At 65.7% G+C, this 18,458-nt stretch carries 17 protein-coding genes and 3 tRNA genes; 7 read left to right on the forward strand and 13 right to left on the reverse strand.

Annotated features, from left to right (window positions below):
• Positions 1 to 31: 31 nt before the first annotated feature.
• The 5 genes from AC3A6B_RS19985 to AC3A6B_RS20005 all read right to left on the reverse strand — a co-directional run bounded on the left by AC3A6B_RS19985 (position 32) and on the right by AC3A6B_RS20005 (position 4,407).
• Complete coding sequence (locus AC3A6B_RS19985) at positions 32 to 1,006, reverse strand: ribose-phosphate pyrophosphokinase (protein WP_126838506.1); 975 nt, start codon at positions 1,004 to 1,006, stop codon at positions 32 to 34.
• A gap of 78 nt (positions 1,007 to 1,084) precedes the next feature.
• Positions 1,085 to 1,161, reverse strand: a tRNA-Gln gene (locus tag AC3A6B_RS19990).
• A gap of 68 nt (positions 1,162 to 1,229) precedes the next feature.
• Positions 1,230 to 2,090 carry a 4-(cytidine 5'-diphospho)-2-C-methyl-D-erythritol kinase gene (gene ispE / locus AC3A6B_RS19995; RefSeq protein ID WP_487838408.1) on the reverse strand — a complete coding sequence of 287 codons (861 nt, stop codon included), beginning with the start codon at positions 2,088 to 2,090 and terminating at the stop codon, positions 1,230 to 1,232.
• Positions 2,087 to 2,587: a lipoprotein insertase outer membrane protein LolB gene (locus tag AC3A6B_RS20000; protein WP_487838409.1), complete on the reverse strand. Its 501-nt coding sequence runs from the start codon at positions 2,585 to 2,587 to the stop codon at positions 2,087 to 2,089. The genes ispE and AC3A6B_RS20000 overlap by 4 nt, the downstream gene beginning before the upstream one ends.
• On the reverse strand, positions 2,584 to 4,407 hold the full coding sequence (locus AC3A6B_RS20005; protein WP_487838410.1) for a tetratricopeptide repeat protein: 1,824 nt from the start codon (positions 4,405 to 4,407) through the stop codon (positions 2,584 to 2,586). The genes AC3A6B_RS20000 and AC3A6B_RS20005 overlap by 4 nt, the downstream gene beginning before the upstream one ends.
• Positions 4,408 to 4,488: 81 nt before the next feature.
• Between AC3A6B_RS20005 and mutM the strand changes: the two genes are divergently transcribed.
• The 3 genes from mutM to mutY all read left to right on the forward strand — a co-directional run bounded on the left by mutM (position 4,489) and on the right by mutY (position 8,394).
• Positions 4,489 to 5,304, forward strand: a complete 816-nt coding sequence (mutM, locus tag AC3A6B_RS20010) for a bifunctional DNA-formamidopyrimidine glycosylase/DNA-(apurinic or apyrimidinic site) lyase (protein WP_487838411.1) — start codon at positions 4,489 to 4,491, stop codon at positions 5,302 to 5,304.
• A gap of 71 nt (positions 5,305 to 5,375) precedes the next feature.
• Positions 5,376 to 7,337 (forward strand): dynamin family protein, encoded by a 1,962-nt coding sequence (locus tag AC3A6B_RS20015; RefSeq protein WP_487838412.1) that lies wholly within the window; start codon positions 5,376 to 5,378, stop codon positions 7,335 to 7,337.
• The gene (gene mutY, locus AC3A6B_RS20020; RefSeq protein ID WP_487838413.1) at positions 7,288 to 8,394 is read left to right on the forward strand and encodes an A/G-specific adenine glycosylase; all 1,107 of its coding nucleotides are present in this window, start codon (positions 7,288 to 7,290) and stop codon (positions 8,392 to 8,394) included. The genes AC3A6B_RS20015 and mutY overlap by 50 nt, the downstream gene beginning before the upstream one ends.
• Here mutY and rapZ read toward each other — a convergent pair.
• From rapZ to AC3A6B_RS20035, 3 genes are read right to left on the reverse strand one after another with little or no spacing between them, the layout of a single operon-like run.
• Positions 8,391 to 9,266 (reverse strand): RNase adapter RapZ, encoded by an 876-nt coding sequence (gene rapZ, locus AC3A6B_RS20025; RefSeq protein ID WP_487838414.1) that lies wholly within the window; start codon positions 9,264 to 9,266, stop codon positions 8,391 to 8,393. The genes mutY and rapZ overlap by 4 nt on opposite strands.
• The gene (recN, locus tag AC3A6B_RS20030; protein WP_487838415.1) at positions 9,263 to 10,945 is read right to left on the reverse strand and encodes a DNA repair protein RecN; all 1,683 of its coding nucleotides are present in this window, start codon (positions 10,943 to 10,945) and stop codon (positions 9,263 to 9,265) included. The genes rapZ and recN overlap by 4 nt, the downstream gene beginning before the upstream one ends.
• Position 10,946: 1 nt before the next feature.
• Entirely contained in the window at positions 10,947 to 11,843 is an 897-nt protein-coding gene (locus AC3A6B_RS20035; RefSeq protein WP_487838416.1) for an NAD kinase, read from the reverse strand.
• A 28-nt stretch (positions 11,844 to 11,871) separates the two neighbouring features.
• Here AC3A6B_RS20035 and hrcA point away from each other — a divergent pair, with 28 nt between their 5' ends.
• On the forward strand, positions 11,872 to 12,876 hold the full coding sequence (gene hrcA / locus AC3A6B_RS20040) for a heat-inducible transcriptional repressor HrcA (protein WP_093109021.1): 1,005 nt from the start codon (positions 11,872 to 11,874) through the stop codon (positions 12,874 to 12,876).
• 34 nt (positions 12,877 to 12,910) lie between these two features.
• Positions 12,911 to 12,987, forward strand: a tRNA-Ile gene (locus AC3A6B_RS20045).
• A gap of 34 nt (positions 12,988 to 13,021) precedes the next feature.
• Here the strand turns inward: AC3A6B_RS20045 and AC3A6B_RS20050 are convergent.
• Positions 13,022 to 13,300, reverse strand: a complete 279-nt coding sequence (locus tag AC3A6B_RS20050) for a hypothetical protein (protein WP_487838417.1) — start codon at positions 13,298 to 13,300, stop codon at positions 13,022 to 13,024.
• A 252-nt stretch (positions 13,301 to 13,552) separates the two neighbouring features.
• On the opposite strand from AC3A6B_RS20050, the gene AC3A6B_RS20055 reads away from it, so the two are divergent.
• Both AC3A6B_RS20055 and greB read left to right on the forward strand, forming a co-directional pair.
• A tRNA-Arg gene (locus AC3A6B_RS20055) sits at positions 13,553 to 13,629 on the forward strand.
• Between the two features lie 57 nt (positions 13,630 to 13,686).
• Entirely contained in the window at positions 13,687 to 14,256 is a 570-nt protein-coding gene (gene greB, locus AC3A6B_RS20060; RefSeq protein WP_487838418.1) for a transcription elongation factor GreB, read from the forward strand.
• On the opposite strand, the gene AC3A6B_RS20065 is transcribed toward greB, so the two are convergent.
• The 4 genes from AC3A6B_RS20065 to AC3A6B_RS20080 all read right to left on the reverse strand — a co-directional run bounded on the left by AC3A6B_RS20065 (position 14,253) and on the right by AC3A6B_RS20080 (position 18,388).
• On the reverse strand, positions 14,253 to 16,508 hold the full coding sequence (locus AC3A6B_RS20065) for a RelA/SpoT family protein (RefSeq protein ID WP_214698929.1): 2,256 nt from the start codon (positions 16,506 to 16,508) through the stop codon (positions 14,253 to 14,255). The two genes, greB and AC3A6B_RS20065, sit on opposite strands and share 4 nt — an antisense overlap.
• Positions 16,509 to 16,600: 92 nt before the next feature.
• On the reverse strand, positions 16,601 to 16,804 hold the full coding sequence (gene rpoZ, locus AC3A6B_RS20070; protein ID WP_093109017.1) for a DNA-directed RNA polymerase subunit omega: 204 nt from the start codon (positions 16,802 to 16,804) through the stop codon (positions 16,601 to 16,603).
• Positions 16,805 to 16,834: 30 nt separating this feature from the next.
• A complete protein-coding gene (gmk, locus tag AC3A6B_RS20075; RefSeq protein WP_487838419.1) occupies positions 16,835 to 17,455 on the reverse strand; it encodes a guanylate kinase in 621 nt (206 codons plus the stop codon).
• Positions 17,456 to 17,470: 15 nt separating this feature from the next.
• Entirely contained in the window at positions 17,471 to 18,388 is a 918-nt protein-coding gene (locus tag AC3A6B_RS20080) for a YicC/YloC family endoribonuclease (RefSeq protein WP_487838420.1), read from the reverse strand.
• Positions 18,389 to 18,458: the final 70 nt, after the last annotated feature.

The following is an 18,458-nucleotide window of genomic DNA, read 5'->3' on the forward strand; positions in this document are numbered from 1 at the left end:
GAGCCCGGCTTCTTGCTCAGACCAGGCTCTTCTAAAAGAGATTTTCCTGGTCCGAAAACAAACTCATCACCGACTCGCCCTTGGCAATGCGCTGGATCGTTTCGGCGATCAGCGGTGCCACGGAGAGCTGGCGGATCTTGGTGCAGCCCGTCGCGACGCTCGACAGCGGGATCGTGTTGGTCACGACCACTTCGTCGAGCGCGCTGCCCTGGGCGATCCGCTCGATGGCGGGGCCCGAGAAGATCGGGTGCGTGCAATAGGCGTACACCTTCTTGGCGCCGCGTTCCTTCAGGACTTCGGCCGCCTTCACCAGGGTGCCGGCGGTGTCGATCATGTCGTCCATGATCACGCAGTTGCGGCCGTCGATTTCACCGATCACGTGCATGACCTCGCTCACGTTGGCGCGCGGACGGCGCTTGTCGATGATCGCCAGGTCGCAATTCAACTGCTTCGCGAGGGCGCGGGCGCGAACCACGCCGCCGACGTCGGGCGAGACCACGATCAGGTCTTCGTAGTTCTGCTGGCGCAGATCGCCCAGGAGCACCGGCGACGCATAGATGTTGTCGACCGGGATGTCGAAGAAGCCCTGGATCTGGTCGGCGTGCAGGTCCATGGTCAGCACGCGGGCGACGCCCACCGTTTCGAGCAGGTTGGCCACCACCTTGGCCGAGATCGGCACCCGGCTCGAGCGCGGGCGGCGGTCCTGGCGCGCATAGCCGTAGTAGGGAATCACCGCGCTGATGCGCTCGGCCGAAGCGCGCTTGAGCGCGTCGACCATGATGAGCAGTTCCATCAGGTTCTCGTTGGTCGGCGCGCAGGTCGACTGGACGACGAACACGTCGCGCGCCCGCACGTTCTGGTTGATCTCGACGGTGACTTCGCCGTCGGAGAAGCGACCGACGCGGGCGGCGCCCAGCGAGGTGCCCAGATGCTGCGCGATCTCTGCGGCAAGGCCCGGGTTGGCATTGCCGGTGAAAACCATGAAATCAGGGTGGTGAACCTGCATGAGCGTCCCGGCAAAATGCATCCGGCAATGCGAAATGGCCCTTTTGGAGGGCCGCCAATCTACGTGTCAATGAAGATTTGGCAGGGGAGAAAGGATTCGAACCTTTGCATGCTGGAATCAAAATCCAGTGCCTTAACCAGCTTGGCGACTCCCCTACACGGGTCGACGACCAGGGTCGTCAACCGATATATGTCGCATCAGATCACAAAAGCGCTCTGATCTTCTAGCCCGCCCAGCCCACGAGGGGATGAACGGCCAGATTGCTGCACTTGCGAACCTGCCAGCCCGAGGGCGCCGTGGCGAGTTCCGCTTGGTGCGGCATCGCTGCGAACACCGAACTCCCCGAACCGGTCATCCGGGCCTGAAGTCCTTGGCGACCGAGCCATTCGACGGCTTCGGTGACCGCGGGACAAAGCCGCTCGGCAACCGGCTGCAGATCGTTATGACCGAAGTCAAAGCTGAAACTTGTGGCTCCAGCCCCGCTGTGTGCAGCAAAGCCCGAGATTATAGCAGCGGGTGTGGCGCGCTGAAGATCGGGCGCTGCAAAAATCAGACGGGTGTCGAGTCCCTCGGGCGGCTTGGCGACGGCAAAACATCCCGGCGGCAGCTCGATGGGCGTGATCTCTTCGCCGATTCCCTCGACCCAGGCGTTCCGTCCACGCAGGAAGAAGGGCACATCGGCGCCCAGCGCCAGGCCGATCTGCTCCAGTTTCGACAGCGGCAACTTCAGTCCCCACAGGCGATTGAGCGCCAGGAGGCAGGTGGCGGCATCCGAGGAGCCGCCGCCCATGCCGGCCTGGGCCGGCACCTGCTTCGCGATTCCGATATGGGCGCCTTGCGGGGTTTGGGCAAAGGCTTGAAGCGCCTTCGCGGCGCGCACAACCAAGTCGTCGGGCGGCAGCGCGGTCGTCAGGTCTTCGCGGGTGACGGCGCCGTCACCGCGTATTTCGACATGCAGGGTGTCGCACCAGTCGATCAGCATGAACACCGACTGCAGCAGGTGGTAGCCGTCCGCACGCCGGCCGGTGATATGCAGAAAGAGGTTGAGCTTGGCCGGCGCCGGAAGGTCGTAGATCGCCTTCATGCGCGTTCGAAGACGATGCGCAGATCGGCCCGCGGCTGCGGTGCGTCGCGGGTGGCTTGCAATCGTCCTGTGCCGATCTGCGACAGGTCGGGCCGCCAACCCGGCACGCGCTCTTCGCGGCCCGCCAGCCAGCCGAACAGCGCAGCCACCGGAATGGCGGCACCCGTCGCCGCCTCGATGAGCGCGTCGAGCGAGTCGAAGCGCCGCGTCTTGCTGCCGTCCTTCAGCAGCGCTTCGCCGGGCGCCCAGTGAAGCTGGGCCAAGGTGCTGCCAATCGGGCTGGTGAGGGTGAGCTCGCCGGCCCGCGGCGCGCCGCGCAGTTCGAACAGGGCCGAGAAAGTCTGCACCGGCTCGCTGTCGATGCGCAGCGACAGCCGGCCGCTCCAGGCTTCGGTGCCGACCGCGCCAATCGCGCCGGTCGGGCCGACCGGGCTGGCGCAGCCCGCGAGCAGCAACACGCCGGCGGCGCCGGCGCTCAATGCCAGGCGGCGGTTCAAAGCTTTACGCGCAGGCGCTTGAGCGTTTCCTGCAGCGTCTCGTTGTCGGCATCGACCAGGTGCGCTTCCTTCCAGATGGAAAGCGCGCGGTCGCGCTGGCCCTTGGCCCAGAGAACTTCGCCGAGGTGCGCGCCGATTTCCGGGTCGGGCCGGCGCTTGTAGGCCGCCTCGAGGATGCGCATGGCTTCGTCGATGTTGCCGAGCCTGAACTCGACCCATCCGAGGCTGTCCGCGATGAACGGGTCTTCCGGGGCCAGCTGCACGGCCTTCAGGATCAGCGTGCGCGCCTCTTCCAGCCGGACCTTGCGATCGGCCAGCGAATAGCCGAGCGCGTTGTAGGCGTTCTGGTTGTCGGGCTTGAGCTCGATCAGGCGGCGCAGCAAGCGTTCCATCTCGTCGAGACGGTTCAGCTTCTCGGCCACCATCGCCCGGTCGTAGATCAGGTCGGTGTCCTGCGGCGCGGCCGTGCTGGCCTCGGTCAGCATGTCGTAGGCGGCCTGGTATTGCTTGGCATCGCGCAGCAGCTGGACCTCGGCCAGGAACTTCTGCTTCTTTTCGTCAGCAGTGCGTTCGGGCAAGCCGCGAACCAGCTCGCGTGCCTGGGGCAGCTTGCCCTGGCGCACCAGCAGTGCCGCGCGGCGCGTCTGCGCGCCTACCAGGTCGTCGGTGCTGTCGATGCGGCCCAGCCAGTGCTCGGCACCCTTGAAGTCCTTGCGGCGCTCCGCCAGTTGCGCCAGCAGCAAAAAGGCCTGGGTCTGGCCGCGGCTGCGCGCCTCGGCATCGCGCTGCGTATCGGCCAGGCCGATGTAGCGCTTGAGCGAGCTTTCGGCCGCCGCATCCTGGCGTGCCTGCGTTTGCAGGCTGCCGAGCAGCAGCCAGGGTTCGGCCAGTTCGGGACGGGCCACGGTGAGCGCGGCGAGTTCCGCGCTGGCATCTTCATAGCGGCGTCCTTCCACCAGCACCCGCGCGTAGGCGACGCGCAGTTCCGGCAGCGCCTTCGGGCCCGCGAGGTAGCGCTTCACCAGCGGTTCGGCCAACGGCTGGCCGGGGTCCATCAGCTCCAGCGCCAGCATGGCGGGGCCATCCGAGGAAGGATCGGCTTCCTGGCCTCTTCGCGCGGCGTCGAGCGCCCCCGAGGTATCGCCCGCTGCCAGCCGCAGACGGCCGACCGTGCTCCAGGCCGCCCCGCCCGTCGCGGGGCTCTTGAGTTCATCGGCCAGCGCCTGTTCGACCACCGAAGCGGCAAGCTTCTTGTCGGTAGCTCGCGCATAGTTGCGCGCGATCACGGCCATCAGGAACGGACGTTCCACCTGCGGCGTGGCGGCCAGTTCGGCCCGCAGCGGTTCGGCGGTTTCGCCGATGCGGTTCAGCGCGATCAGGATCTGCAGCTCGAAACGCCGCGCCTCGCGCGATTCGGGCAGGGTTTCCTTCCAGGCGCGCGCAGCAGCCAATGCGGCATCGCCGGAGCGCGCCTGCAACGCGATCTCGACCGCCCGCTGGAACAGCTTGCCGTCGCGCGACCTGCGCGCAGCATCGAGGACCAGCGCGTAGCCCGAGCCCGGATCGCCGGTGCGGGCGGTCAGCTCGCCCATCAGAACTTCGTAGAACAGCTCCGCCGTGAGCGCCGAGGCCTGGGCCTTTTCGGCGCGCTGGGCCGCGGCGGCCGATGTCGTTGCCGCGGGCGCGGCCGGTTCGATGATGGGAGCCGGACTGGTCGGCGCTGCAGGGGCTGGCGTTGCAGGCTGCGCCTGGACGGCGAGCACGGCGAGGGTCAGAAGCGCGGCCGCCGCAAGGCGGGATCGGCGGAGCGATGGGGTCATCGAACCATAATAATCCAGGCTTTTGAACGATGGTCATGCGGGGGCTTCAGCCCCGGCTTCTTTTCATGTCAGCCTTCGTCCATGCCTGAATTGCCTGAAGTCGAAGTGACGCGGATCGGCTTCGCCGATCGCATTGCCGGTGCGCGCATCGATGCCGTGCGCACGGGCAAGCCGCTGCGCTGGGCACTTGCCGTCGAGCCGGCTGAACTGGTGGGACGCACCGTACGTGCGGTGCGCCGGCGCGGCAAGTACCTGCTGATCGACCTGGATGCCGGATTGCTGCTGGTGCACCTGGGCATGTCGGGCAGCCTGCGCTTCGATGCAGGCCTGCCTTCGCCCGGTACGCACGACCATTTCGATCTGGTGACCAGCCGCGGCACGCTGCGCCTCAACGATCCGAGGCGCTTCGGCGCCGTCGTCTATGCCGCGGACGAGGCTGCGCCGCTGGCGATCAAGCTGTTGGGCGGCCTGGGAATGGAGCCTCTGGGCGAGGCTTTCGATATCGACCGTTTTTACGCAGGGCTGCGGCGCCGCAGGGCGCCGATCAAGCAGGTGTTGCTGGCCGGCGACGTGGTGGTGGGTGTGGGCAACATCTATGCTTCCGAGGCGCTCTTTCTCGCCGGCATCCGCCCGACGATGTCTGCTTCACGCATCAGCCGGCCGCGCGCTGTGCGCTTGCATGCCGCGGTGCGCGAAATTCTGGCGCGGGCCGTCGAACGCGGCGGCAGCACCTTGCGCGACTTCTCCAATATCGACGGCCAGAGCGGCTATTTCCAGCTGGAAGCAACCGTTTACGGACGCGCTGGGGAACCATGCCGCGTGTGCGCGACACTTGTAAGGCAGATGCGCCAAGGCCAGCGATCCACTTATTTCTGTCCAAAATGCCAAAAGCGTTGAAAGCGCTGAGGACAGATGAGGCGCGAAACCCAAGTGGGTGCTATATTTTGTAAGCAACCTTTACATCACCCTTGACACGTTCTTTCAATCAGCAATTCGACCAGCATGGCGCCTGGCGACGCAATTTCGCGCATCGCCTCAAATGGCTTTCGCGCTGGCTGGACGAGAACGAGCTGCTCGATCAGAGCGTGGCCGAACGGCTGCGCGATCTCGAATCGCAGATGCGCACCAGCAAGGTCATGGTGGCCTTCGTCGCCGAGTTCTCGCGCGGCAAGTCCGAGCTGATCAACGCGATCTTCTTTGCCGCCTACGGACGCCGCATCATGCCGGCGAGCGCGGGTCGCACGACGATGTGCCCGACCGAACTCGGATACGACGCTGCGCATCTCCCCAGCCTGCGGCTGCTGCCGATCGAAACCCGCCTCGAGCCGTATTCGCTCGCCCATTGGCGCGACAAGCCCGAGCACTGGACCGAGATTCCGATCGACGTCGAGGATGCCGAGCAGTTGTCGCAGACGATGAACAAGGTGGCCGAAGTTCGATGGGTGCCCCAGGCCGAGGCGCGTTCGCTGGGATTCTGGAACGATGACTCGCCCGAGGACAATCCGGTGCCCGACGCCGAGGGGCATGTCGAAATTCCGCGCTGGCGCCATGCAGTACTGAACATGCCGCATCCGCTGCTGGAGCAAGGCCTCGTGATTCTGGACACGCCTGGACTCAACGCGATCGGCGCCGAGCCCGAGCTGACCGTCAGCCTGATCCCGCAGGCGCACGCCGTGGTCTTCATCCTGGCCGCGGACACGGGCGTCACGCGCTCCGATCTCGCCATCTGGCGCGAGCATCTGATCACCGAAAGCGAGGCCGGCGACACCCGCATCGTGGTGCTCAACAAGATCGACACCATGTGGGACACCCTCAGCACGCCGGCGCAGATCGACGCGCAGATCCAGCGCCAGCGCAAGGGCGCTGCCGAACTGCTCGGCGTGCCGCTGCCGCAGGTGCTGCCGGTGTCGGCGCAAAAAGGACTGCAGGCCAAGATCCGCCGCGACGTGCCGCTGCTGCAGGCGAGCCGGCTTCCTGCGCTCGAAGCCGTGCTGGGCGAGGGCCTGCTCGGCAAGCGCGAAAAGATGCTGCGGCTCGCTGTCGACGCGGGCATCGCGGCCCTGCAGGCCGAAGCGGCGCGCATCCTCAAGGTTCGCCAACGCGATCTTTCGGAGCAGGCGCTGGAACTGCAAGGCCTGCGCGGCAAGAACGTGTCGGTCATCCGCCACATGCGAAGCCGCATAGAGCAGGAGCAAACCGAGTTCGAAGGCAGCAACGCGCGCATCCTGGCGCTGCGCTCGGTGCAGGGCAAGCTGTTGCGCGAGGTGTACGCGGTGCTCGGCAGCACCGCGCTCAAGGCCGACATGGGCCGCCTGGCCTCCGCGCTCAAGCGCCCGGGCATCAAGTTCAACGTGCGCAAGGTGTACGGCGAAACCTTCGACTCGTTGCGCAACAACCTGCGCGAGGTGCAGGCGACCACGGCCGAGATCCAGTCGATGCTGCACGCCACGTTCCGCCAGCTCAACGCCGAGCATGGCTTCGCGCTGCAGGCGCCGGCGGAGCCCGACCTGATGGGCTTCGAACAGCAACTGAGCCAGATCGAGCGCAGCCACATCCACTACCTCGGCATCGGCAACCTGCTCAAGCTGGCGCAGCCGGACTTCTGCGACAAGCTCGTGCGCGCGCTGGCAAGCCGGCTGCGTGTGGTCAACGAAGCAGCCATGACCGAGGTGGAGCGCTGGAGCAAGGGCGCCGGCGCCCAGCTCGATGCGCAGCTCAAGGAACGCCGCCGCAACTTCACCAAGCGCATTGAGGCGGTCGAGCGCATCCAGGGCGCGGCAGGCAACCTCGACGAGCGCCTCGCCGAACTCGCGGCCCAGGAAAGCGGCCTCACCGAACTCCACGCGCGACTGCGCGAATTCACCGGCCTGTTGACGAGCAATGAAGCGCCCACTGCTGCCGCGGCGCGCAACGAACTCAGTGCCGCCTGAAGATCCGGAGGGAGCACTGCAGGCGCTGGCGTCGAGTTTCGCAGCGCGCATTGTCGATTGGCAACGCAGCCATGGGCGCAGCGAGCTGCCATGGCAGAACACGCACGATCCCTATCGCGTCTGGCTTTCCGAAGTCATGCTCCAGCAGACGCAGGTGTCGACGGTGCTGGGCTATTTCGCACGCTTTCTCGAAAGATTTCCGACGGTGCAGGCGCTCGCCGCCGGCGCCGAGGACGAGGTGTTCGGCTTGTGGAGCGGCCTGGGCTACTACAGCCGTGCGCGCAACATGCACCGCTGCGCGCAGGAGGTGGTGTCGCGCTTCGGCGGCGCATTTCCGCGCACCGCTGCCGAACTCCAGACATTGCCGGGCATCGGCCGTTCGACGGCCGCCGCGATTGCTGCCTTCTGCTTTGGCGAGCGGGTCGCCATTCTCGATGGCAACGTGAAGCGGGTGCTGGCGCGGATGCTGGCTTTCGAGGGCGATCTTTCGTCCGCTGCGCAGGAGCGGGCCTTGTGGGCCATGGCCACGGCGCTGCTGCCAGCGGCGGCGCATCGGCGTGCCATCGCACGCTATACCCAGGGCCTGATGGATCTGGGCGCCACCGTCTGCTTGCCGCGCAAGGCGAGTTGCATGATCTGTCCGGTCAGTGACCTGTGCGCGGCGCGGCGCGAGGGCGAGCCCGAGCGCTTCCCGGTCAAGACGCGCAAGCTTCGGCGCAGTGCCCAGTCGTTGTGGATGCTGCAGGCGCGCGATGCGCACGGCCGCGTGTGGCTCGAGAAACGTCCCTCGCGCGGCATCTGGGCAGGGCTGTACTGCCTGCCGGTCTACGAGAGCCGGGCCTCGCTGCTGGACGAATTGGCGCCCGACGACCGCCAGACCGCACGCGACGACGCGGCTTTCGTGCATGTGCTGACGCACAAGGATCTGCACCTGCATCCTGTATCGGTCGAGTGCACCGCCGCGCAGCCCCTCAGTGATGCCGGCGAATGGTTTGAGGCCGGCCGGTGGTCGGCTCTCGGTTTGCCGGCGCCCGTGCGCAAACTCCTGACGACCTAGACGCTTTCGAGCTCGCGGTGCCGCTTGAGCGCCGCCCAGCGTGCGCCGAAGCCGCGCGCCAACTGCTCCACGAGAAAGACCGAGCGGTGCTGGCCGCCGGTGCAGCCGATCGCCACGGTGACGTAGCTGCGATGGTCGCGGGCCAGCGCATCGAGCCAGCGATCGAGGAACTGTTCGATGTCGCCGTACATGCGTGCGACATCCTCGTGTTCGCGCAGCCAGTCGATCACGGCCGCGTCACGCCCGGTCAGCGGTCGCAACGCGGGCACGTAGTGCGGATTGGGAAGCATGCGCACGTCGAACACGTAGTCGGCATCGAGCGGCACGCCGCGCTTGAACGCAAAGGATTCGAACACCAGCGTGAGCGTGCTCTCCGGCGCCGCGATCAGCGCCTTGATGTAGCTCTGCAATTGGGCCGGGCGAATGATGCTGGTGTCGATCACGTCGGCGCCGTCGCGCAGATCGGCCAGCAGCTCGCGCTCGAGTTCGATGGCCTGAATCAGCGCCCGCTGCTGATCGGGGGAATCGGTCCGGCCTTCCTGGCGTGAGAGGGGATGGCGGCGCCGGGTTTCCGAATAGCGGCGCACCAGCGCGTCGGTGGTCGAATCGAGGAACAGCGAGCGCAGCGATATGCCGTCGCGCCGCAGGCCGTCGAGCTGCTGGGGAACGAGCGGCAACGACACGCCGCTGCGCACGTCCATGGCGATCGCGACGCGCGGTGTCTGCTGCTGCCGTTGCAGCGCGATGAAGGGTGCAAGCAACTCGGGCGGCAGGTTGTCGACGCAGTAATAGCCCGCGTCTTCGAGGGCATGCAGTGCTACGGATTTTCCCGAGCCGGACATGCCGGTGATCAGCACCAGTTCGAGGCTCACGATGAGGTCTCCGGCGTCTTCTTGCCCAGCATTTCACGCGCGTGCGCGAGCGATGTCTGCGAAACGCGCTCGCCGCCCAGCATGCGCGCGATCTCGCGCGGCCGGGTGTCCTCGTCGAGCACCGAGACGCCGCTTTCGGTGCGAATGCCGTCCTGGCTCTTGGCGCTGGTCTGGTGCTTGGCGACCAGCAGGTGGTGGTCCGCACAGGCCGCCACCTGCGGCAGGTGCGTGACCGCCAGCACCTGGCGGTCGCGGCCGAGCTGTTTCATGAGGCGGCCGACGGTTTCGGCCACCGCGCCGCCGACGCCTGCGTCGACCTCGTCGAAGATCAGCGTCTGTGCCGCGCCGAGCTGGCTGGTCGTGACCGCTATCGCGAGGGCGATGCGCGAGAGTTCGCCACCCGAAGCCACCTTGCCAATGGGCCGCGGCGTGCTGCCGGTGTGGCCGCTCACCAGGAAAGCGATGTCTTCGAGCCCCGCGCGGCCCGGTTCGGCGAGCGGCTCCAGCGCGACGTCGAAGCGGCCGCCTTGCATGCCGAGGCCCTGCATGGCCTGTGTCACGGCCTGTGCCAACCGGGGCGCCGCCTGCTTGCGTGCCTTGCCCAGCGTCTTGGCTTCCTTCATGTAAGCCTGCTGTGCCGTCTGTTCGGCACGCTCGAGGGCTTCGAGGTCGCTCTGCGCGTCGAGGGCCTGCAACTCTGTTTGCCAGCCGGCCAGCAAGGACGGCAGTTCAGCCGGCGTGCGCTTGTAGCGGCGGGCGAGCGACATCCAGAGTCCCATGCGCTCGTCCAATTCGGCGAGTCGCTCGGGATCGGTGTCGGCCTGGCGCAGGTAGCCATGCAGCGAATGCGCAGCGTCAGAGGCCTGCGCCACGCTCGAGGCCAGAACCTCGCCCAGCGCCTTGAACTCCGGCTCGATGTGCTCGCAGTTCTGCAGCAGCGTGACGGCGCGGCTCAACGCGGCGAGCGCTCCGCTGTCATCGTCTTCCAGGGCACTGCACGCGCCCTCGGCGGCATCGATGAGCGCCTGCGCATTGGAGATGCGGGTGTGGCTGGCCGAAAGCTCCTCCCACTCGTCGGCGCCGGGCGCGAGCTTCATCACCTCGCCCACCTGCCACTGCAAGCGCTCTCGCTCGCGCTGCAGCGAATCCTGCGCCGAGCGCGCCTTGTCGAGCGCAGCGATCGCTTGCCGCCAGTTCTGCCAGGCGCTATCGAGCACGGCAGTGTCCACACCGGCATAGGCATCGAGCAGGCCGCGCACGGCTTCGGGCCGGGTGAGGCTTTGCCATGCATGCTGGCCGTGGATGTCCAGCAACCGGTCGCCGAGCTCGCGCAATTGGGTCGCGGTGGCGGGGCTGCCGTTGATCCAGCCGCGGCTGCGACCCTGAAGGTCGACCGTGCGGCGCAGAAGCAGGACATCGCCCGCTTCGAAGCCGCCTTCGTCCAGCCAGGCGGCCAAGGCAGGATCGGTGTCGAACTCCGCGCTCACGTCCAGGCGCTCGGCGCCTTCGCGCACGGCGCCGGCATCGGCACGGTTGCCGAGCGCCAGCTGGAGCGCGTCGATCAGAATCGACTTGCCCGCGCCGGTTTCGCCGGTGAGGACGGTGAAGCCCGTGGAGAGATCGAGTTCGAGCGCGCGCACGATCACGAAGTCGCGCAGGGCGATGCGGCGCAATGCCATGTCAGGAACCTCCTTCGTTCCAGTGCAGCTTCTTGCGCAATGTGTCGAAGTAGCTCCAGCCTTTCGGATGCAGAAAACGCACCCGGTAGTCGGAGCGGCGCACCACGACCTGGTCGCCGATGGCAAGAGAAGCCAATGATTGCATGTCAAAACTGGCGCTCGCATCGCGGCCGCCCACCAGCTCGATCAGGACCTCGTCGGCATCCGGCAGCAGGATCGGGCGGTTCGAGAGCGTGTGGGGCGCAATGGGAACCATCACCCATCCCGGGACCGCCGGATGCAGCAGCGGTCCGCCCGCCGACAGCGCGTAGGCGGTGGAACCAGTGGGTGAGGCGATGATCATGCCGTCGGCGCGCTGATTGGCCACGAAATGGCGGCCGACCGAGACACGCAACTCCACCATGCCTGAGGTGGCGCCGCGATTGACCACCACATCGTTCATGGCGAGCGCATCGAACACCGACACGCCGTCGCGCATGACCTGGGCGTGCATGAGGCTGCGGTGGTCTTCCTCGCACTCGCCGGCCAGCATCGGGATCAGCGTCGCCTGGTAGTTGTCGAGGGAAATGTCGGTGATGAAGCCGAGCCGGCCGCGGTTGATGCCGATCAGTGGAACGCCGTAGCACGCCAGCTGGCGCCCGATGCCGAGCATGGTGCCGTCGCCGCCGACCACCAGGCCCAGATCGCATCGCTGGCCGATCTGTTCGACAGTCAGTGCGGGGTAGCGGGTCTGGCCGCATTCGCCGTCGCGCGGCTGTTCGACAAAGACCTCGCAGCCTTGCGATTCCAGGAAGGCGCCGATGCCCTCCATGACCTCGTCCAACGCGCCGGCCTGCGCCCGCGCGCCCGAAGCCTGGTATTTACCTATCAGGGCCACGTGCCGAAAGCTGGATGTCATGTACAAATTACAACATTAAAATCAGTCGATGCTGGACGATCGCGCCAAGTTGCTTCTCAAGACGCTGGTCGAGCGCTACATCGCCGAGGGCCAGCCGGTAGGCTCGCGCACGCTTTCCCGGGCTTCGGGGCTGGAGCTTTCGCCTGCGACCATCCGCAACGTGATGTCCGACCTCGAAGGGCTCGGGCTCATCGCCAGTCCGCACACCTCTGCAGGCCGCATTCCAACTGCGCGCGGCTATCGGCTTTTCGTCGACACCATGCTGACTGCGCAGCGCGAGCAGTTCACGCCGCCGAGCCTCGCTCCCGACCAGCCGCAGAAGGTGATCGCGAACGCGGCGAACCTGCTGTCGAACCTGTCGCAGTTCGTCGGCGTCGTGATGGCGCCGCGCCGCGCATCCGTTTTTCGTCAGATCGAGTTTCTTCGCCTTTCCGACCGCCGCCTGCTCGTGATCATCGTGTCGCCCGACGGCGATGTGCAGAACCGGGTGATCTTCCCCGAGGTCGACTATTCGCAGTCGCAACTGGTCGAGGCATCGAACTACATCAACACGCACTTTGCGGGCTTGTCGATCGAGCAGGTGCGCGACCGGCTTCAGTCCGAGATGGAGCAATTGCGCGGCGAGATCGCTGCGCTGATGCAGGCCGCAGTCCAGGTGAGTTCCGAGGTGCTGACGGAAGCCCAGGACGAAGTGGTGATCGCGGGCGAGCGGAATCTGCTGGCCGTCACCGATTTCTCCAGCGACATGAGCCACCTGCGCCGTGCGTTCGAGCTGTTCGAGCAGAAGGCGCAACTGATGCGCCTGCTCGACGTGTCGAGCAAGGCAGACGGTGTGCGCATCTTCATCGGTGGAGAAAGCCAGGTGGTGCCCTTCGACGACCTGTCGATCGTGAGCGCGAACTACGAGGTCGACGGCGAGGTGGTGGGCACGCTTGGCGTCATCGGTCCGACGCGCATGCCCTACGAGCGCATGATCCAGATCGTCGACATCACGTCGCGGCTGGTCACCAATGCGCTGAGCCACCGCAAATAGCGGCGCCCTGCGCCCACTAGAATCCTTGATGTGCGGGCCGTTAGCTCAGCTGGTTAGAGCAGCGGACTCATAATCCGTTGGTCGATGGTTCAAGCCCATCACGGCCTACCACCACGCCTTGGCGCCCGCAGTCGCGGGCCAATCCTCAAGCCTTTGCTTGTGTCTCGATCCGGCGACTTGGATCCAAGGCATAGAGGACCGCTTTCTCGTCCTGGCCTTTGGCGGATGTGTCCCCGAGCGGTATCTGTGCCGAGCCGTAGAGCTCGCGCTCCAGTCTCTTGGCGCGCTCGGAGTACATCCGGGCCAGGGCACCATGATGTTCGGCGGCAGCCTGATGCTCGATACGTGCGAGGTGGGCTTCTTCGAGAAGCGCCATGACTCGCCTGAGGTGGCCGTTTCGACTGGGCTGGAAAAAGCTGAACATCGGGACCTCCATCCAATAAACCAATGAGAACCGTTTTTAGCGCCAGTCGACCAAGCGGCGCTGTAGGTGCAGTGCCCATGTAAGCTGGGTGTCATGATTTAGTTCACATTTTCACCAAAACTTTGATGCAGACTTGGCTCGACGTAGACTCGCAGGCAGTTGATCGATGGCTCGAGCCCATCGCGTCGACTGCTCTCTTTCTTTCGCCGCCGAGCCACCGGGTGTTGCGAAGATGCTATAATCGCAAGCTGTGCGGCTGTAGCTCAGTTGGATAGAGTACTTGGCTACGAACCAAGGGGTCGTGGGTTCAATTCCTGCCAGCCGCACCATCATCAGGAAAGCCCGCAACGAAAGTTGCGGGCTTTTTTCATTTGGAGCTTTCTGCGATGAGCAAGGCATTCACCAAAGAAAACGATGCAGGCGATGATGACGACGGTACGGCCGGCGTCGCGCCGCCGCTACCCGCAGGGAGCAAGAACTACATCACCCCGCAGGGCTTCGCGCGCCTGCGTGCCGAATTGCTCGAATTGATGGACGTCGAGCGGCCCAAGGTGGTGGAGGCCGTGCACTGGGCGGCCAAGAATGGCGATCGCTCGGAGAACGGCGACTACCTTTACGGGAAGAAGCGGCTGCGCGAGATCGATCGGCGGATCCGTTTTCTCACCAAGCGGCTCGAGGTGGCGGAGGTGACGGACCCTTCGGTCCACCACGGTCGCAACCAGGTCTTCTTCGGCGCCACCGTGCGCTACGCCGACGAGACTGGCGAAGAGCGCGTCGTGACCATCATGGGCATCGACGAGGCCGAAAGCGCGCAGGCGCAAGTCAGTTGGATCTCTCCGATTGCGAGGGCGCTGCTGAAGTCGCGGGAGGGCGATGTGGTCAAGCTTGCGACGCCGGGCGGCGTGCACGAGATCGAGATATTGGCGGTGAGCTATCCGCCGCCCGCTGCGGCTTAAGGGGCCGGAACTGTCCGTGCGGCCGCGAGCACCGATGGCGTGCGCCGCGCGGCTCGCAGTACGGCTTCGAGGTGCGTGCGGTCGCGCACTGCGATCACGAAACGCAGATCGGTGGAGTCCTGCGGAGTTTCGTCGGCCATCTCCACGTGGGTGATGTCGGCTTCCGCGTCTGCCAGCGTTGCGGCGACGCGCGCCAGCACGCCCTTGTCGTTGCGCACCGTGATGACGACGCCGGTCTCGAAGGTGCGGACCGGATCGTCGGCCCATTCCACGGCAAAAAACCGCTCGCTGTCCTTGTGGCGCAAGCGTTGACCGACGCCGCACGCTTCGGTGTGCACGACCAGTCCTTCGCCATGGCCGAGGTAGCCCACGATCGGGTCGTCCGGAATGGGGCGGCAGCAAAGCGCGAAGCGCACCGAGGAGTTCTCGCTGCCGTCCAGCGTGACGGCCCCTTGCGAAACGGCCTCGTGCGCAGTGAAACGCTCGCGGCTCAGCATCAACGCGTCGGGCTTCTCGCCGCGTTCTGCCAGGAGCGCCATGAGGCGCTTTGCTACGATGCTGGCGATGCGCTTGCCGAGGCCGATGTCGGTCAGCAGTTCCGAACGCGTGCGATTGCCGGTGAATCGCAGCAGCTTTTCCCAGATCTGCTGATGCTCCTCGTCGTCGTCCGGCAGGTTGCCGAGCCCCTCGGCGCGCAACGCCTGCGCCAGGAGCTTCTCGCCCAGGCCTTCGGATTCGGCATGCGCCAGGGTCTTGAGATAGTGGCGGATCTTGGAGCGGGCCCGCCCGGTGCGCACGAAGCCGAGCCACGCGGGGTTCGGCGTCGACACCGGCGCCGTGATCACCTCGACCACATCGCCGTTCTTGAGCTCGGTGCGCAGCGGAACCTGGTCGCCGTTGATGCGCGCGGCCGAGGTGTGATCGCCGATGTTGCTGTGAATGGCATAGGCGAAATCGACCACGGTCGCGCCGCGTGGCAGCGCCAGAATCTGGCTCTTGGGCGTGAACACGTAGACCGCATCGGGAAACAGGTCGACCTTGACGTGATCCCAGAATTCGGCGGCATCGCGCGTTTCATCCTGGATGTCGAGCAGCGATTGGAGCCATTTGGCGCCCAGCCGGTCGCTGGTCGCCGCGCTGGGTTCGGCGGCCTTGTAGAGCCAGTGCGCAGCCACGCCGGATTCGGCGACCACGTGCATGGCTTCGGTGCGCAACTGGAACTCGACGTTGACGCCGGCCGGACCCACCAGTGTGGTGTGCAGCGACTGGTAGCCGTTGAGCTTGGCGATTGCGATGTGGTCTTTGAACTTGCCGGGCAAGGGCTTGTACATCTGGTGCAGGATGCCGAGCCCGGTGTAGCAGGCGATCACCGTCGGCACGATCAGGCGAAAGCCGTAGATGTCCGTCACCTGCGCAAAGCTCAAATGCTTTTCTTCCATCTTGCGATAGATGGAATAGAGCGTCTTCTCGCGGCCGGCCATCCGCACGCTCATGCCGGCCGCCGCAAAGGCGGTTTCGAGTTCCTGCTGCACCTTCTGAATCAGATCGCGGCGCCGGCCGCGAGCCTTGGTGACTGCTTTCGCGAGGATCGCATAGCGCCAGGGCCGGAGATGGCGGAACGACAGGTCCTGCAGTTCCCTGTAGGTCTGGTTGAGTCCGAGCCGATGCGCGATGGGTGCATAGATCTCGAGCGTCTCGCCCGAAATCCGGGCCCACTTCTCGCGCGGCGCGTCGTCGAGCGTGCGCATGTTGTGCGTTCGATCCGCCAGCTTGACGAGAATGACCCGCACGTCGCGCGCCATGGCGAGCAGCATCTTGCGGAAGGACTCGGCCTGGTTCTCCTCGCGCGTATTGAACCGAAGCTTGTCCAGCTTGGTGAGGCCGTCGACGAGTTCGGCGACCGGAGCGCCGAAGCGTTCGATCAATTCCGACTTGGTCACGCCGCAATCCTCGATCGCATCGTGCAGCAGGGCGGCCATCAGGGCCTGCGCATCGAGCTTCCATTCGGCGCATTGCGCCGCCACCGCGATCGGATGCGTGATGTAGGGTTCGCCGCTGTTGCGCAGTTGTCCCAGGTGCGCCTCATCGGCGAAGCGGTAGGCGCGGCGCACCTGTTCGACGTCTTCGGCGCTCAGGTAGTCGAGCCGGTCGGTCAGCGCAGCGAAGCTGGCGGCAGCCGCGTTCAACGCCGCCGGACTCGGCCGTGGCGTGCCTCGGGGGGCATCTGACTGGGACTTGACAACCACGCTCATGGCTTCCACTTTAGCGTGGCAGCCGATTCGACGCGTTCGGGCATAAAAAAAGCACCGCAAGGCGGTGCTCTTTGTTGCATGGGTGCGTCAGCTCAGCCGGGCACTTTCTTGAGCATCTCGATCCCGATCTTGCCCTCTGCGATTTCGCGCAATGCCGTGACGCCGGGCTTGTTCTTGCTCTCGATCTTCGGCGCGTGGCCCTGGCTCAGCATGCGCGCACGATAGGTGGCGGCCAGCACGAGCTGGAAGCGGTTCGGAATGTGTTGCAGGCAGTCTTCGACGGTGATGCGGGCCATGTGGTTCTTTCGGCTTACAGGTGAGCGAGATCAGGGGATGTTCAACGCGGCGAAAGTGTCGGCACGCGCGCGGCGCTGTGCGGAATACCGAAGCCGCTGAGCGTGGACGATCGCCTTGAGGTCAAAAAGCGCGCGCTCAAATAACTCATTAATTATAACGAAGTCGAATTCGCTGGCGCGTGCCATCTCTTCGGCGGCGTTCTGCAGCCTCAACTCGATGACCGCGGCGCTGTCCTCTCCTCGCCGCTCAAGCCGGGACCGCAGCTCCTCCCAACTCGGCGGCAGGATGAAGATCGTCACCGCATTGGCAAAGGTCTTTCGGATCTGGAGCGCGCCCTGAAAGTCGATTTCGAGGATGACGTCCGCGCCTTGGGCGATCCGCTCCTCGATCGCCTTCTTCGAGGTGCCGTAGCGCTGGCCATGCACGTGTGCCCATTCGACGAAGGCGTCGGAGGCGACCATCGCATCGAACTCCGAAGACGAGGCAAAAAAGTACTCGCGACCATGCTTTTCCTGGCCGCGCGGGGGGCGGGTGGTGTGCGACACCGATGGCTGCACGGCGGAATCGAGTTCCATCAGGGCCTTGACCAGGCTTGATTTGCCGGCGCCGCTCGGCGCTGCGACCACGAAAATGTTGCCGGGGTAGTCCATTCGCTCGTTCTCTATCTATTCGATGTTCTGGACTTGCTCGCGCATCTGCTCGATCAGCACCTTCATGTCGACGCCGATGCGGGTGAGTTCGAGCGTTGCCGATTTGGAGCCCAGGGTATTGGCTTCGCGATGCATTTCCTGGATCAGGAAATCGAGGCGCTTGCCGATCTCGCCGCCCTTCTTGACCAGCCGTTCGATCTCGTCGAGGTGCGAACCGAGGCGCGTCAGCTCTTCGGCGACATCGATGCGGATCGCAAAGGCCGTGGCTTCGGTCATCGCCCGGTCCTGCGCCGCTTCCGGCGGCGTGCCGCCGGCGGCCAGGCCCATGGCCTCCTGCCAGCGCTCGAGAAAGCGGGTGCGCTGCTGCTCGACGAGCTGCGGCACCAGCGGCAGCGCCTGCTCGACCAGCTTGCGCAGCTGGGCAAGGTGGTCCTGCAGCATCCGGGCAAGGCGGGCGCCTTCGCGCTCGCGCGCCGAAACAAGAGCCTTGAGCGTCTTCTCCGCCACGTCGGTCAGCTCGGGCCCCCAGTCCCCCTTCGCCTGGGTGTCGCCGGCCGCCAGGCGCAGCACGTCCGCCACGCTGAGTTCGCGGGCAGCCGGCAGCCAGGACTTGATGCTGTCCTGCACGCCGTTGAGCCGCTGCAGCAGCTTGGGCGAGGGTTCGCCGATGCCAGCGCTGCCGCTGCCTTCGATCGCGGCGCGCAGCTCGATCTTGCCGCGCTTGAGCTGTCCTGCAAGCAGTTCGCGCAAGGCCGGCTCGTGTTGGCGCAACTCCTCGGGCAGTTTGAAAGTGAGGTCGAGAAAGCGGCTGTTGACCGAGCGGATCTCGACCCCGAGCCGGCCCGCGCCATGGGTCCGCGACTCGGTGTCGGCGTGACTGCCCGCGGGGCCGTTCTGGCCGCTGGCATAGCCGGTCATGCTGTAAACTGGCATTGCGCCTCGCTGTGAATTTGTGTGTACGCACCGAGACGACGGCACGGCGTTCGCTTGCCGCACCATCGCC

This window comes from Variovorax sp. Soil_C_33 (assembly GCF_057656935.1).

Excerpts from the sequence above, each read along its gene's own strand:
- AC3A6B_RS19985 (WP_126838506.1), bottom strand. The coding sequence starts at position 1,006 with ATGCAGGTTCACCACCCTGATTTCATGGTTTTCACCGGCAATGCCAAC.
- ispE (WP_487838408.1), bottom strand. The coding sequence starts at position 2,090 with ATGAAGGCGATCTACGACCTTCCGGCGCCGGCCAAGCTCAACCTCTTT.
- AC3A6B_RS20005 (WP_487838410.1), bottom strand. The coding sequence starts at position 4,407 with ATGACCCCATCGCTCCGCCGATCCCGCCTTGCGGCGGCCGCGCTTCTG.
- mutM (WP_487838411.1), top strand. The coding sequence starts at position 4,489 with ATGCCTGAATTGCCTGAAGTCGAAGTGACGCGGATCGGCTTCGCCGAT.
- mutY (WP_487838413.1), top strand. The coding sequence starts at position 7,288 with ATGAAGCGCCCACTGCTGCCGCGGCGCGCAACGAACTCAGTGCCGCCT.
- recN (WP_487838415.1), bottom strand. The coding sequence starts at position 10,945 with ATGGCATTGCGCCGCATCGCCCTGCGCGACTTCGTGATCGTGCGCGCG.
- AC3A6B_RS20035 (WP_487838416.1), bottom strand. The coding sequence starts at position 11,843 with ATGACATCCAGCTTTCGGCACGTGGCCCTGATAGGTAAATACCAGGCT.
- hrcA (WP_093109021.1), top strand. The coding sequence starts at position 11,872 with ATGCTGGACGATCGCGCCAAGTTGCTTCTCAAGACGCTGGTCGAGCGC.
- AC3A6B_RS20050 (WP_487838417.1), bottom strand. The coding sequence starts at position 13,300 with ATGTTCAGCTTTTTCCAGCCCAGTCGAAACGGCCACCTCAGGCGAGTC.
- greB (WP_487838418.1), top strand. The coding sequence starts at position 13,687 with ATGAGCAAGGCATTCACCAAAGAAAACGATGCAGGCGATGATGACGAC.
- AC3A6B_RS20065 (WP_214698929.1), bottom strand. The coding sequence starts at position 16,508 with ATGAGCGTGGTTGTCAAGTCCCAGTCAGATGCCCCCCGAGGCACGCCA.
- rpoZ (WP_093109017.1), bottom strand. The coding sequence starts at position 16,804 with ATGGCCCGCATCACCGTCGAAGACTGCCTGCAACACATTCCGAACCGC.
- gmk (WP_487838419.1), bottom strand. The coding sequence starts at position 17,455 with ATGGACTACCCCGGCAACATTTTCGTGGTCGCAGCGCCGAGCGGCGCC.
- AC3A6B_RS20080 (WP_487838420.1), bottom strand. The coding sequence starts at position 18,388 with ATGCCAGTTTACAGCATGACCGGCTATGCCAGCGGCCAGAACGGCCCC.